Genomic DNA, 15318 nt, shown 5'->3' with positions numbered 1-15318 from the left:
CCTGTGGGGAGCGGGCTTGCCCGCGATGGCTAGGGTGACAGACACACCGCTATCGCAGGCAAGCCAGCTCCCACATTTGGGGTGTATTCCAAGGTTGGAACCGGGTTGTGCCGTCGGTGGAAATGTGGGCGCCGCACCGCGAATCCCAAGCCGAACAACGATCAAAACTGTGGGTGCGGGCTTGCTCGCGAAAGCGGTGTGTCAGTCAATGAATAGGGTGACTGATCCAGCGCCTTCGCGGGCAAGCCCGCTCCCACATTTGGCTCGTATTCCAAGGTTGGAACCGGGTTGTGCCGTCGGTAGAAAAGTTAGTGCAGCACTCCGGATTCCAAGTCCGAACAACGATCAAAACTGTGGGAGCGGGCTTGCTCGCGAAAGCGGTGTTTCAGTCGATGAACAGGGTGACTGATCCAGCGCCTTCGCGAGCAAGCCCGCTCCCACATTTGGGGTGTATTCCAATGTTTAGACCGTGTCCACTGTTACCCAGCGTTCTTCACGGGCCGCGACGCGAATCGCGGTGGCCAGCCTTTCCACTGCCCACGCGGCGTCAAAGTCGGTGCCGTCCGCCCCCTGGCCGGCCACGGCCATGATCAACTCCTGGACTTCCAGCGTCTTCAGTTCGTTGTAACCCAATTGGTGCCCGGCCGCCGGGCTGAACGCTGCGTAGCCGGGCAGGGCGGGGCCGGCCAGCAGGCGCTGGAAACCGTCCTGGCCGGCACGGCACAGGCGCAGTTCGTTCAAGCGCTCCTGGTCGAAGGCCAAGGTGCCCAGGGTGCCGCTGATCTCGAAACTCAGGTGGTTCTTGTAGCCATGCTTGAGCCAACTGCTGCTCACCGTGCCGCGCGCGCCATTGGCGAAGCGCAGCAGGGCATGCACCTGGTCATCCACCGCGATGGCTTTGCGCTCATCGCTGCCGTGTACCGCAGGGCGCTGGGCGTGGACGGTCTGGGTGTCGGCGCACACGCTGGCGACATCCCCCACCAGATAGTGCGCCATCGACAGCAAGTGGCTGCCCAGGTCCGCCAGCGCGCCGCCGGCATGCGCCACTTCGCAGCGCCATGACCACGGTGACGCCGGGTCGGCCATGAAGTCTTCGCTGAACTCGCCCTGGAAGCTGATGATTTCGCCGAGATCGCCGTTGGCAATCATCTGCCGAGCCAGGCCGATCATCGGGTTGTGCTGGTAGTTGTAGCCGACCCGCGTCACCACCCCGGCCGCACGGGCGGCACGGCGCATGGCGTCGGCTTGTTCGAGGCTGACGGCCAGCGGTTTTTCGCAGTACACCGCCTTGCCGGCCGCAATTGCGGCCATGGCCATGGGGTAATGCAGGTGGTTGGGGGTGGTGATGGCCACGACATCGACGGCAGGATCATCGATCAGCGCCTGCCAGTCACCGTGGGCCTGGGCAAAGCCCCAGGCCTTGGCGCAGCGCTGGGCGCGCTCGGTATCGGCATCGGCCAGCGCGGCCAGCTTGAGGTGTACCGGCAGGTCAAATACCGCCCGGGCGTTATTGAATGCCAGGGCATGGGCGCGGCCCATGAAGCCTGTGCCGATCAAGCCGATTCCGAGTTCACGCATAGCCGTGGTCCTTTGGTTTATTGTTTTCAGGTGGCTATTAATGGAATAAAAATTCACATAATTCAAGATATGGAATAAAAATTCATTGAGCGGAAGGTTGATCGTTCCCACGCTCTGCGTGGCAATGCAGCCCCTGACGCTCCGCGTCACTCGTCACGCCTCGGCAGCGGTAAACGATCAATCAGTGCGACTGATGGCGCCATATTCAGCACGTGGCCAAACGCCGCCAGTTAACAAAAGATAACGTAGCGCCGATTGTCAGACGATTCGAAAGCCCGATAGGATGGCCCCTGCTTCCTTCAGGCGCTCTAGATTGCAGGTTTCAGGCGCCAGGAAGGCAAGACGACCTAACAATAATAAATCGGGAGAAAGGTCTATGAGTGAGCCTGTCATGGGTTGGGTTGTTTGCCGCCCACGCGCCGCACGCAAGGTTGCGTTGCTGGCCGCAGCGCTCTCGCTGTTTGGGGCAGTCGCGTTGCCGACTGTTGCCCAGGCCGCCAGCGATACCACTTTTGCGATTGAATCCCCCAAGGCCGCCAAAGGCCTGATGATCGATGTCGTCCATGCCGGCAAGCGTCTGGTGGCCGTCGGTGATCGCGGGCATATCCTCTATTCCGATGACCAGGGCAGTACCTGGACCCAAGCCAAAGTGCCTACCCGGCAGCTGCTCACGGCGGTGTTTTTCGTCGATGACAAGCACGGCTGGGCAGTCGGCCATGATGCGCAGATCCTCGCCAGTGCAGACGGCGGCGCCACCTGGACCCAGCAATACCAGGACCTCAAGCGCGAAGCGCCACTGCTCGACGTGTGGTTCAAGGATGCCGAGCACGGCCTGGCGGTGGGCGCCTACGGTGCGCTGATCGCGACCGACGACGGCGGCAAGACCTGGGCAGACGTCAGCGACCGCCTCGACAACGAAGACCAGTTCCACCTCAACGCCATTGCGCACATCAAGGACGCCGGCCTGTTTATCGTCGGCGAGCAGGGCAGCATGTTCCGCTCCAGCGACGACGGCCAGACCTGGGAAAAGCTCGAAGGCCCCTACGAGGGCTCGCTGTTTGGCGTGATCAGCACGGCGCAGCCGCAGACCCTGTTGGCCTACGGCCTGCGCGGCAATCTCTACCGCTCCACCGATTTCGGCAGCACCTGGGAGCAGGTTGAACTGCCGGCGGCACGCGGTGCCCTGGAGTTTGGCCTGTCGGGGGCGACCTTGCTCGACGACGGATCGCTGGTGGTGGTCGGCAATGGCGGCAGCGTGGTGGTCAGTCATGACGACGGCCAGACCTTCAGCGTGTTCAATCGCCCGGACCGCATTTCCCTCTCGTCGGTGACGGCAGCAGGCAATGGCAACTTGATTCTGGCCGGGCAGGGTGGCGTGCGTGTTGCCACTGCGACTGGCGCTGAACTGGCAAAACAATAAAAAAGGCGGGGAAAGAATGAGCAGTCATCACAACGATAAAGCGACCTTTCTTGAGCGCCTGATCTTCAACAACCGTCCGGCAGTGATCGTGATCTGCCTGCTGGTGAGTATTTTCCTGTTCTGGCAGGCGACGCTGATCCGCCCGTCCACCAGCTTTGAAAAGATGATCCCCCTCAAGCACCCCTTCATCGAAAAGATGATGGAGCACCGCAACGACCTGGCCAACCTGGGCAATACCGTGCGCATCTCGGTGGAGGCCAAGGACGGTGACATCTTCACCAAGGAGTACATGGAGACCCTGCGGCAGATCAACGACGAGGTGTTCTACATCTCCGGCGTCGACCGCTCGGGCCTCAAGTCGCTGTGGAGCCCCAGCGTACGCTGGACCGAAGTGACCGAAGAAGGTTTTGCCGGCGGTGAAGTGATTCCGCAGAGCTATAACGGCTCGCCGGAAAGCCTCGACCAGCTGCGCAACAACGTGCTCAAGTCCGGCCAGGTCGGGCGCCTGGTGGCCAACGATTTCAAGTCGAGCATTGTCGACATTCCGCTGCTGGAGTCCTACCCGGACCCGCAGGACCAGGGCAAGCTGCTGGCCCTGGACTACCAGAAGTTTTCCCACGAGCTTGAGGACAAGATCCGCACCAAGTTCCAGGAACAGAACCCCAACGTGCAGATCCACATCGTCGGCTTCGCGAAGAAGGTCGGTGACCTGATCGACGGGTTGATCATGGTGGTGCTGTTCTTCGGCGTGGCCTTTGTCATCACGCTGATCCTGCTGCTGTGGTTCACCAACTGCCTGCGCAGTACCATCGCGGTGCTCAGCACGACGCTGGTGGCGGTGGTCTGGCAGCTGGGGCTGATGCACTTTTTCGGTTTCGGCCTCGACCCGTATTCGATGCTGGTGCCGTTCCTGATTTTCGCCATCGGGATTTCCCATGGTGTGCAGAAGATCAACGGTATCGCCCTGCAGTCCAGTGAGGCCGACAACGCGCTGACGGCCGCACGCCGCACCTTCCGGCAACTGTTCCTGCCGGGCATGATCGCGATTCTCGCCGACGCTGTGGGCTTCATCACGCTGCTGATCATCGACATCGGCGTGATCCGCGAACTGGCCATCGGCGCCTCCATCGGCGTGGCGGTGATCGTGTTCACTAACCTGATCCTGTTGCCGGTGGCGATCTCCTATGTCGGCATCAGCAAACGCGCGATTGCCAAGAGCAAAAAGGACGCCAACCGCGATCACCCGTTCTGGCGCCTGCTGTCGAATTTCGCCAGCGCCAAGGTCGCGCCGGTGTCCATCATACTGGCGCTGATCGCCTTCGGTGGCGGCCTGTGGTACAGCCAGAACCTGAAGATCGGCGACCTGGACCAGGGCGCCCCGGAACTGCGTCCGGACTCGCGCTACAACAAGGACAACAACTTCATCATCAACAATTACTCCACCAGCTCCGACGTGCTCGTGGTGATGGTCAAGACCAAGGCCGAAGGCTGCTCGCGCTACGAAGCCATGGATCCCATCGACCAGTTGATGTGGAAGATGCAGAACACCGAAGGCGTGCAATCGGCGATCTCGCTGGTGACCGTGTCCAAGCAGATGATCAAGGGCATGAACGAGGGCAACCTGAAATGGGAAACCCTGTCGCGCAACCCCGACGTGCTCAACAACTCCATCGCCCGTGCCGATGGCCTGTACAACAACAATTGCTCGCTCGCCCCGGTGCTGGTGTTCCTCAACGACCACAAGGCCGCGACCCTCGATCGCGCCGTGCATGCGGTGCAGGACTTCGCCAAGGAGAACAACAAGGACGGGCTGGAATTCCTGCTCGCTGCCGGTAACGCCGGGATCGAGGCCGCCACCAACGAGGTGATCAAGGAGGCCGAGCTGACCATCCTGATCCTGGTCTACCTGTGCGTGGCGACCATGTGCATGATCACCTTCCGTTCCTGGGCGGCGACCCTGTGCATCGTGCTGCCGCTGGTGCTGACCTCGGTGCTGGGCAACGCGCTGATGGCGTTCATGGGCATCGGCGTCAAGGTCGCGACCTTACCGGTGGTAGCGTTGGGCGTGGGGATTGGCGTGGACTACGGCATCTACATCTACAGCCGCCTGGAAAGTTTCCTGCGTGCAGGGTTGCCGTTGCAGGAAGCCTATTACCAGACGCTCAAGTCGACCGGTAAAGCCGTGTTGTTCACCGGCCTCTGCCTGGCGATTGGCGTGTGCACCTGGATCTTCTCGGCGATCAAGTTCCAGGCCGACATGGGCCTGATGCTGACCTTCATGCTGCTGTGGAACATGTTCGGTGCGCTGTGGCTCCTGCCAGCACTGGCGCGCTTCCTGATCAAGCCCGAGAAGCTCGCGGGGCAGAAGGGCAACTCGCTGTTTGCGCACTGAGGCAGGACTTGGGGCTATTGGGGTTCTTGTGGAAAGTGGGATTGGTTGTGGCTAGTGGGCTTCATGTGGAAAGTGGGATTGGTTGTGGTTAGCAGGCTTCATGTGGAGAGTAGGATTGGTTGTGGCTAGTGGGCTTCATGTGGCGAGCGGGCTTGCCCCGCGTTGGGCTGCGTAGCAGCCCCATCCTCACACACTGCGGTTTGTCTGAAATAACGCGGCGGATGTAGTGGGGGCGCTGCGCACCCCAACGCGGGGCAAGCCCGCTCGCCACAACAGCCCCGCTCGCCACAACAGTCCTGCCCATCACAAGAGGACTGCTCATCACAACAGCCCTGCCCATCACAGGGGACTGTTCATCACAACAGCCCTGCTCGTCAGCCTTTTCCCTCACGGCGCGAGCGGCAGGAACCAGCGCTCGGCCAACGCCTTGCCCAGCAAGCCGCGGTGCACGTCCACCACCGCCTGCGGGCTTTGCGCGCGGGCCAGTTGCGAGTAGTAACTCACCTTGCGTTGCTCACGGGTTTTCAGGTGGGCGGCGGTGTAGTGGGCCTTGGGTGTATCGGCCGCCGGGTAGTGGAAATGGGCGTACCACAAGGGGTAGCCTCCCGCGTCGTTGACGGCGTATTCCTGCACAAAATCCCGACGCTCGCCGCGAAGTTGAATGCGCTCTCCGAGTAGCGCCATGTGCGCGCGCTTCTGTTCGATCAGATACTCCAGATTACCGTGCGTCGGCGGCAGTTCCAGGCTCAGTTGAATGCGCAGCGCCTGGCCACGCTCATTCAGGCGTACCGCCGCCTGGCGCATGTCATTTTCCAGGGCCAGGTCGGCCGGTGCTCGGGCCTCCGCGGGTTGGGCCTGGATCGCCAGGTGCAGTTCGGTGGCCAGCTTGTCGTAGCGCACCGACTCGTGCAGCAGCACTTCCTGGACTTCCTGCGGGTGCCGGGAAACTTTCTTGTACTGCTCGCCGCGCTGCAGGTGTTCCTCGAGCATGCCCAACAGCTTGCGCGCCTCGCCCTTGACCAGGCTCAAACTGCGCGGCACGCCTGGCGAGCGCGGTGGCGTCGCGTCCTTGAATTCGATCCATTGCTCGCCCCGCTGTGAATAGGTGCCAAACACTTCACCGGTGAGCTGCGAACGAAGCTCGACAGTTTCCAGGGTACCCACGGGTTTGACCTCGCCGATAAACGTGCCTTTTTTCGCCGTGCGAATGACTTTTTTCTGCGCTTTGCCGGCGACTATCGGCGGGCGTCGGCTCGGGCGCGGAGCGGGTTGGGCAGCGGGTTTGATTTCACTGGCGAGCTGCTTGGCGGCTTCCTGGTACAACCCCTCCACCAGCTTGACCAGCTTGGCGAAATACTCACCGTCCAGTTCGTCGACATTCACGATCCCGACCCCCTGCAAGGAGTCCAGGCCGCGGCCGTAATGCTCCACCAGGCTTTCGAGCACGTTGATGCGTTCCTCGGCTGTCACCTCAAGCTCGTTCAGCTCGCTGTGGGTGCGCAAGTGCTCCTGCAGCGGCTCAAGGATATCGATCATGACGGTGACCAAGGGGTGGCCTGGGTGTTTATGGGTCATCAGCTCGAAATTCCGCATCAGCAGATCCTTGACCGCCAATGCACTGATTTCCGGAGGGCGATCCAGCGTCAGCCGGCGGTAGTGGTCGCTGCCGTCGTCGCCTAGCTTGAACAGTTCGTCGAGGTAGCGATCACGCAGTTCAAGCCAGTGGATCGAGCGTTCATTGATGGCAATCAGGCTGCGCACAAACTGTTGATACGCGGCGAAGTCGCCGAGCACGGCCTCGGCCAGGCGCGGCGCTTTGGCCATGAAGTGAGCGTGGGAGCGATACAGCGCGCCACGATCCTTCTCGGCCACCACCACATGCTTGCGCGCGTTGTTGACCATGTTTTCCAACAGGCCTGCGACGGAATGCGGCGGCAGGGGTATGTTCAATTCGTTGCGCTCTTTCAGGCTGTCCAGTTGCTGCTGGTAGTCCCGGGTCTGCTCTTGCAGGGCCGTGTCGAATCGCTGGCGGCTGTCAGCCGCTTGCGCTTCGCTGAAGCGTGGGTCTTCGGCGGTGCGGGTCATGACCCCCAGGATAATATCGATTCGCTTTTGCTGGTCCGCCTGGCCCTGGACGAACCGTTCATAGTTGTCCTGCAGCTCGCGGATGCGCTGCGCACGCCGTTGGCGATCGGCGGCAATCCGCTTGGTTGGCATGCCGCCGCGCAGGTGCAGGCGCGTGTCCACCGACCACACGCCGTGTGCATCGCTGCGCAGGTAAGGGCCATACACTTCGGCATCGCCTGGCATCACCACACGGGTTTCGCCCTGCGGCTCCAGGCTGACCTGCAACCACTCGCCGTTGGCTAGCGCATACCACCGGTTTTCGACCCTATAGAGCCCGCGTCGCGGCCCGTTCAATACCGGTTGGGGCAGGGGTGACGGCCGCGGCGCCTTGAACGTCGCGAGACGGCTGCGCTGGGCCGGGGTCAGGCGCTGGCGTGCCTGCGCAAAGCCGAAGTCCAGCACCGTGCTGTGTTTCTGCGCCAGCGCCCCGGCCAGCAGGACGGCGCCTTCACGAATGCTCGGTGCGGCTGGTTGCGGCCATTGCTCCGCGACCCACGGGGTGAGGGCCGAGGGCAGCGCCAGCTCCCTGAGGCCGGCTGCCAGCGGTGGCGGTGTTGGCACCACCACGGGAGCGGCCTCCAGCAACAGCAGCCCGAGGTTGAGCAGCAGGTCGACAGTGGCCAGCTCCCGTGCGTGCGGGTCCGTGGCGGCCAGCGCCGGAATGTCCTGACCCAGGCTGGCCATCAGCCCCAACAGCCAGCCGGTGAGCATGGCCGGCCCGCGCAGCAGGGGCAGCAGCAGGTTGCCGAACAACAGGCTGCTGCCTTCGCGCAGCACCTGCCAGCGGCTTTCGCTGTTGGACACCGACGCGCGGTCGGCTTGTTGCACCAGCGCCCGCGCATGATCGCTGAACAGGTAGGTCATCAGGCGTCCGGTCACCAGGCACTGCTGCAGTTCGTCGTTGATGCCATCAGCGGACAACGTCGCCGGTGTCGGTGTGCCCAGGGTCGAGAACTCATCGCCCTGGCCGAAGCGTACGTAGTGGGGCTCGCGAAACCCGCCATTGGCGTAAATCGGCCGGGCCGTGTCACTCAGCCAGGTCAACACGCTGTCCTGCAAGGGCCCAGGTTCGGCGATGGCTTCAAACAACGCCTCGCGGCTGGCAAATTCCTGCAGGGTTTCGGCGTACAGCGGTCGGTACAGCACATGAGGACCGAGGGCGGTGTCGCGGGCTTCGATCAGGTACATGGCGCTGACCGGGTCCGGCTGGGCGCCTGGCATTTGCAGCAGCGCCAGGTGACGGATCACCACCGGATTCTGATCGACCTGCTGGCCGGCGGCTGCCGGCTCCATCACGGCCGCCACCAGGCGCGCACCCTGAGGGCTCAGCCCGGCTTGCTGTTTCAGGCTCAATTCCAGTGCCAGCAGCGGCAGTTGCACGGCTTGCTGCGCGGCGAACAGCGCTTCACGCTGGCGTGCCTCGGGGCTGTCGCCAAGTAACCGGGTTTCGAGCAGGCGTGGGTAGTGCTGGCCAATGTCCACGCGTTCCACCAGGCCGCCGGTGCCCATCAGGTAGTCGGCGGTCAGCCACGCCGGCAAGGGCAGGCCTTGCCGGTTGGCGAGGGTCACGCTGGCGCTGGGACGGCTGGACAGGTTGTCGATCGCCAGCTCGGTCAGGCTCACGCGTTCGTGGCGGATGATCCCGGCGGTGCCTGGGTAGCCGGCGGCCACGGAGAAGGTCAGCAGCAGGTCGTCGGGGTGCAGGGCCGCGACCGACGGCGGCGTCGGCGCGTGATTGGCAAAGGTCACGGCATCCCCTTGCAGCGCTTGCAACAGCGCGTTGACGGTGTAGGTGCGGATGTCGTCGATATCGCTGAGCACGGTACGGCCCCCCGCGCGCTGTTTGGCGGTGGCCAGTGCCAGGGTGTAGCGGCGGTAAGCGGCCTGGTCGTCGGCGCTGGCGCTTTGCAGCCAGGCCGGCAAGTGGGTGCGCAAGGTTGCCAGGGCAGGCGCGGCCGGCGCGTCGCGGAAGAATCGCCCAGGGTCAGTGATGTCGTTATACAGCGTCTGCCACACCCTGAAGGGCTGGCCGGTGGGCAGGCTCAGGTTGCCGAGGTCTTCGAGTTGGTGATTGAGGATCAACGACGCCTGGTGCTCGAAGAGATCGCCGTCGATTTCGTAGCGTTGCAGCAGGATATCCTCGACCTGGTACTGACGCCCCAGGCGTTGGCCCACGGCCTGGATCAGCACATCCACGCTGGCGAACGTCTCGATACCCGTCTGCGGGCTGCACAGCAGCACCGACGTCTTGCCATTCAGCGCGCGGGCCAGCAACAGGTCCGGGCCGAGCAGGCTGACGCTGCGCGCCGCGTCCTTGAGGGTGGCTTGCAGCCCGTAGGCGTACACCGCACGGTCGCCATGGAGGGTGAGGCGGTCCTCGCGCTCAGGGTTGGTCAACACCTGGTCGAGGGTCTCGCGGGCCGTTTGATCCAGCTCGGCCTGGCGCAGGGCGGCGACGCGCAGGGTGTCCTTCAACACGTCGGCCAGCCAGCGCCAGTGGCCGGCATCCCAATAGGCGGCGAGGGCGTTTTGCAGTGCGATGCTCAAGGTCTGGGGGATCTCGCCAATCAGCGTGGCGATGACCTGCATATCGAGTTTTTCCGGGGTCAATCCCGGCAGTTTCAGGCGCTTGGGCGGCTCGTCGGAGAGGTACCAGGCCAGGCTGCCGACATCCCTGAAGTCCAGCGGCACGCCGCTGGCCAGGGCGTCATGCACCACCGGCATAAACGGTTGCAGCAGCCAGCTGCGGCGTTGCGGCCTGGCCAGCCGCGTGCGGCTCAGGTCCAGCGTCAGGGTCGGGTACCGCTCGCTAAGGGCGGTGGCGAGTTGCTGGCGAATCACGCTTTCCAGCGTCGGGCGATCAGCGAAGCGCGCGCTGACGGCGTGCGCGATAGAGTCGGTGGATTGCATACACATCCTTTTGGCAATTCGATGCCATTCATGGCGGGTTCTAGGCAGGGAGCAGGCTCAGGAACAGGCGTTGGTCGAGTGGCGGGGTGATCGGGTTGTACACATCACGCACGATGGCGCGGTTGTCGTTTCCGGCCTGGGCGAGCAAGTCCTTGAAGGTGATAAAGCGGTGTTCGGGACGCTTGAGATGGGCCTTGGTGTACTCAGCCGCCGGCACACCGGCACGCGCGTAGTGAAAGTGTGCGTACCAGAGCACCGTGAGCGCGTTTTTCTCGCGTACCGCAAACTCGGTCACGTAGTCGCCGGCCGCAGTGCGTTGCGGGCCGTGGACCAGGCCGATATCCACGGCGGCGTGGATGCGCAGGTAGTCGATATTTGCCTGGCGGGGCCGCTGGGCCTTGAGCCCTTCGATGCAGTGTTGCCGGCCCTGGGTGCGCAATTCGCCAGCACGTGTGCGCAAGCGCTCGACCGTCTGCGGTTCCTGGTGCTGCCGCTGGATCTCATCGGCAATCGACTCGATGCGCTGGGCCTGATACTGGAGCATGTCGTCCCAGTCGCGGGGATTGAGGTCGTCGCGGCGTTGCGGGTCCTTGAGTTTGTTCTTCTGGAACTTGATGGAGCGCTCGATCGCGCCGACTTCCTCCAGCAACTGCTGGGACTGGGTACGCAAGCTGGCCAGGGAACGGGTAGGAGGCTTTTCTGCCGGGCGGCTCGGCGGCGCGTCGACGATCTCGACCCAACCTTCTCCCGGGTGTTCGATGAACCGGCCGCTGGGCTGCTGAGTGATTGGGTTGCGAGTGATGATGGTGGGGAAAGGCGTATCTGCGTCAGGCGCTTGCAGTTCACCTACCAGTGCGCCCTTGTCCCGGGACTTGAACACGCGTTTTCCGGGAACGGCGATTTTCAGCGGCTTGAACACTCCCGTCTGCGGCGGCAGGAACTCATCCTCGCGCAACACATCGGCCAAGTCGGCCTCGGCCGCGCTGCGTACCGTTTCGAGGCGTTCGATCAGCAGCGGCATATAGCGCGGGATGATCAACGGGGAATTGATGTCCATCAGCGCGCGGTAGATCTGCAGGCGGTGGCTGTAATGGTCAATCAGGTTGAGCAGCACCGCCTTGCGTTCGGCGACGGTGAAGCCCTCGGTGGCCAGCAGGTCAAGGTGGGTGTTCACCCTTGAGGACTCGACGGTGTGCAGCAGTCGCTGGTTCTGGAAGAAATACAATTCCTCGGCGGTGTGCGGTTCGAATGTCAGGTCGATGCTCAGCAGTGCCAGCAGGTCGAGGGTTTCCAGGGTCGCGGTCACGCGGTTGTAGAAGCGTCGGGCAGGCACTGCACTGAGGTACTTGTAGCGCTCTGCGGGCCCGCTCTTGAGATCACCCGCGAGTGTTTCGAGCGCATTCTCGATGTCGAGCACCGCCTTGAAATGGCGCTCGCTGGCGGCAAAGTTGGTTTGCACCAGATCATAGACATAACGGATGGCTGCTGTGTCGCCCGGCCTGCCGGCCAGTTCAACCAGGGATTCACCCTGGTCAGAGAAAAAGGTGCTGCGGTGCAAGGCGTCCGTGAAGGCGATGTGTAACTCATCACTGGCGAGCATGCTCGTGTAGACCTCCTGCGCATTGGCTTCATAGTCGAACTTGCCGTCCGCCACCTTGATTTTCCGGTAGGCCTCCAGCAGGTCGCGGCGATGCTGCTGTTGGGGGCCGGCGGTACGTTCGAAGCGTTCCAGCAGCACCTGGAAGTTCACCTTGGCGCGGGCCCTGGAACGCGCGGTGGCGGCATGCGCCTGGATAAGCACCGGGTTCTCGGGCGCGGCCCGCAGGGCTGTGTGGGCAACCAGCAACTGCTGGTCGAGTGATTCAAGGAGGGCCTTGGCGGGGAATATCCCGTCGACAAAGCTCAGTTGCTCACGACTGACCGCCGCTATAAGGCCCTCAATGCGTTTGGCGTGCTCGTGTGCTTGTGCGCGTTGTTCTTCAATCTGCACCAGTTTGGCCTTGAACCGGTTCTTGGGCCCGCCACCACGCAGTTTCAGCCCCAGGTCCAGCGACCAATGGCCCTGGCCGTCGGTCTTGAGTTCAAAGCCCGGATGCTCAGGTTTTTGCGGATGCACGATAAATAACGCGTCGGTTTCGGCTTGGATGTTCACCTCGAACAGCAAGCCGCCCACTGAGGCATGCCAGCGTCGGTCGATGCTGTACAGCCCTCGGTGCGGACCAATCTCTACGGGCGTCGGCGGCGGCACGGGCCACGCCACATTGAGTTCGCGCAGGGCGTCCAGCAGGCGCCGACGCGAGGCATCCCGGGCGTTGGAATGGATAAAATCCACCAAGGTCTGGTCGCCCGCCACCGGTTCGGATGGCAGGCCGATGGGGCCGTGCTCGATCAGCGTGGGGGCCGACGGCGCAGAGGCCGGGCGGCGCAGGGCGGCGAGGGGCAAGGTCGGTTCGCCCGGCGTGCGCGTGGGCAGGCGCGGCGCGGGGTCGGTGGGCGAGGCCGCGTGCAGCACCAGCAGGCCGATATTGAGCAACACGTCGACCCAGGCCAGTTCCCGCGCAGCCGCGTCATCACTCTGCAGGCCGCCGAGGTCGTGCTTGAGGCTGACCGCCAATTGCAGGATCCAGCCCACGGCCATCGCCGGGCCGCGCAACAGCGGCATCAACAGCGCGTTGAACAGCAACCAGCCGCCCTCCAGCAGCACGGCCCAGCGGCTTTCGGCATTCGACACCGAGTCGCGATCGGCCAGGTCCACCAGGGCCCGGGCATTGCTGCCGTAGAGGTATTGCAGCAGGTTGCCGGTCGCCAGTGATTGTGCGAGCGAGCCTGGCACTTCGCCGCCGTTGAGGTCCTGCGCCAACTGCGCGGGCGGTGGTGCGGGCCACTGTACGGTGTCGTCACCCTGGCCGAAGCGCAGGATATGCGGGCTCTGAAAACCGCCGTGGCTATAGATCGACCGCGTCTTGTCCGGCAGCCAGGCCAGCACACTGTCTTGCAGGGCGCCAGGCTCGGCAATCGCGTCGAACAATGCCTGGCGACTCGCGAACTGGTGCAGCGCGTCCGGGTACAACGGTCGATAGAGCAGATGCGTGCCATTGCCCTGGTCTCGAGGCTCGATGATGAACATGCTCGCGACGCTGTCCGGCCGCGCGTCGGGCGTGCGCACGAAGGCCAGCGGGCGGATCACGATGTCCTGGCCCTCTACCACCCGGCCGGGTGCGCTGCGCTGCAACACGGCCTTGACGTAGCGATAACCCTGGAAGGTCAGGCCGTGCTCCTGGCGAATCGCCTGTTCCAGCGCCTGGCGTGGCAGCTGCACGCTCAGTTGCTCGCCAAACAGGGCTTCGCGCCGGCGTATGTCAGGGCTGTCCCCCAGCAGCCACTCGCGGATTTTTGCCGGGTACTGCCGGCCAATGTCCACTTGGCGAATCAGCCCCGGCGTGCTGTGGAATACGCCCTTTTCCCCGAGCACATAATCCTCGTTGAACCAGGCGGGCAGGGCGGCACCCGAAGTGTCGCGCACGCTCATGCGGCCCTGCGGCGCAGCGGCGAGGTTGTGGATGGCCAGTTCGGTCAGGCTCATGCTCACCGGGGCCAGGTAGCCGCTGTGCAGGTCGCCTACCGGGACATGGAAGGTCAGTTGCAGGTTTTCCGGTTCCACGCTGGACTCGGGATGATCGCGGCGCATCTGCTCGCGCAGGGTGCGCACGGTGAAGGCCTGCAGACTCTCGACGCCGTCGAGAAACGACGCGCCAGCGTTTTCTCGCTGCACTCGCGCCTGGTCCACCAGCCCCTGGCGATAGGCAAAGCGCTGGTCGGCACTGGCCGCTTGCAGCCAGTCCGGCAGCGCCGCCTGGAGACGCGCCTGGTGCGTCGGGTCGGGGACCGGGGTGGCGAGGAAGGCCGGTACCGGGTCGGTGGCGTCGGCGAAGCGTTGCTCCAGGGCGCGTACACCGTCAGTGGCCGGCAAACGGAGGGCGTCGAGGTCGTCCAACTGCTGGTTCAGCAGCAAGGCGGCCTGGATATCGAACAGGTTGCCATCGGGCTCGTAGTGCTTGACCTGGATCTTCTCGGCCAGCAACGCGGCGGCCAGGCGTTGACCCCAGGCCTGGTTGAACGCGTCCACTGAGGCAAAGTTTTCAACGTTGCCCGAGGCCTGGCACAGCAGTACGTGGTCGCCTTGCACCAACAACAGGTCACTGCTCAGCAGGCGCGTGGTGCGGCCCTGGTGGATCACGCAGCCCTCCAGGCAGTACGCACGCACACCCTCGCGTTCGCGGCGATCGGGTTGGCGGCTGACGGCGTAGAGCATGTCTTGGGCGAGCCCGGCTGGCAGCAGGCTGGCGGTGCTCTTGAGGTTGTCGGCCACCAGGTCGCCGAGCCATTGCCAGCGGCTGGCACCGGTGTCGGCGGCGCCGTTCCAGTAGCGGGTCAGGGCATCTTGAAAGGCGATGGGCAGGGTGAAGGGCAGGTCCGCAATCACCCGTTCGATCACCGCCATGTCCGGCTCGCGCGGGCCGTTGGCCTCATAGGTCAAGTGCAAGGGCGGGCGCTGGGACAGGAAGCAGCGGCGCGTGTCGATCACCTCGGTCATGTTCAGGGGCGTGCCGTGGCCCAGGTAATCGAGGATGACATCGCTCAAGCGCCGCAGGTCCCAGCCGCGTCGTTGGTTGGGGACGGCCAGCTTGACGCTGGACATGTCCAGCACCAGTGAGGGGAATTGTTCCAGCAGGCGTTCGTGCACGTGCTGGTCGACCACCTGGCGCAACGTCGGGCGCCCGGTGAACTGCCGGGCCACGGCCCGGGCGAGTGTGTCGCTTCGATGAGGTAGCAACAGTGGGGTGGCGGGTGTGTCTTGCGGCATAAACGAGTCCATTCTGTCAGGGGGTAG

Annotated in this window: 5 protein-coding genes; 2 read left to right on the top strand and 3 right to left on the bottom strand. The window is 63.8% G+C overall.

Going from position 1 to position 15318, the window contains the following annotated elements:
* Positions 1–462: 462 nt before the first annotated feature.
* Positions 463–1578: a Gfo/Idh/MocA family protein gene (locus tag AC07OJ_RS05690; RefSeq protein WP_065907858.1), complete on the bottom strand. Its 1116-nt coding sequence runs from the start codon at positions 1576–1578 to the stop codon at positions 463–465.
* A gap of 391 nt (positions 1579–1969) precedes the next feature.
* Between AC07OJ_RS05690 and AC07OJ_RS05685 the strand changes: the two genes are divergently transcribed.
* Both AC07OJ_RS05685 and AC07OJ_RS05680 read left to right on the top strand, forming a co-directional pair.
* Positions 1970–2998, top strand: a complete 1029-nt coding sequence (locus tag AC07OJ_RS05685; RefSeq protein WP_177410370.1) for a WD40/YVTN/BNR-like repeat-containing protein — start codon at positions 1970–1972, stop codon at positions 2996–2998.
* A 16-nt stretch (positions 2999–3014) separates the two neighbouring features.
* Positions 3015–5390 carry an efflux RND transporter permease subunit gene (locus tag AC07OJ_RS05680; RefSeq protein WP_495094170.1) on the top strand — a complete coding sequence of 792 codons (2376 nt, stop codon included), beginning with the start codon at positions 3015–3017 and terminating at the stop codon, positions 5388–5390.
* Between the two features lie 387 nt (positions 5391–5777).
* On the opposite strand, the gene AC07OJ_RS05675 is transcribed toward AC07OJ_RS05680, so the two are convergent.
* On the bottom strand, positions 5778–10427 hold the full coding sequence (locus AC07OJ_RS05675) for a hypothetical protein (protein ID WP_495094169.1): 4650 nt from the start codon (positions 10425–10427) through the stop codon (positions 5778–5780).
* Between the two features lie 40 nt (positions 10428–10467).
* Positions 10468–15291, bottom strand: a complete 4824-nt coding sequence (locus AC07OJ_RS05670; protein ID WP_495094168.1) for a dermonecrotic toxin domain-containing protein — start codon at positions 15289–15291, stop codon at positions 10468–10470.
* Between the last annotated feature and the right edge of the window lie 27 nt (positions 15292–15318).

Source organism: Pseudomonas sp. GW821-FHT09C08 (assembly GCF_059418125.1).
The sequence above is the reverse complement of the archived record's forward strand: the minus strand, read 5'-3'. Positions and strand labels throughout refer to the sequence as shown.

Coding starts and splice junctions, on each gene's coding strand:
- AC07OJ_RS05675 (WP_495094169.1), bottom strand. CDS start 10,427: ATGCAATCCACCGACTCTATCGCGCACGCCGTCAGCGCGCGCTTCGCT.
- AC07OJ_RS05690 (WP_065907858.1), bottom strand. CDS start 1,578: ATGCGTGAACTCGGAATCGGCTTGATCGGCACAGGCTTCATGGGCCGC.
- AC07OJ_RS05670 (WP_495094168.1), bottom strand. CDS start 15,291: ATGCCGCAAGACACACCCGCCACCCCACTGTTGCTACCTCATCGAAGC.
- AC07OJ_RS05685 (WP_177410370.1), top strand. CDS start 1,970: ATGGGTTGGGTTGTTTGCCGCCCACGCGCCGCACGCAAGGTTGCGTTG.
- AC07OJ_RS05680 (WP_495094170.1), top strand. CDS start 3,015: ATGAGCAGTCATCACAACGATAAAGCGACCTTTCTTGAGCGCCTGATC.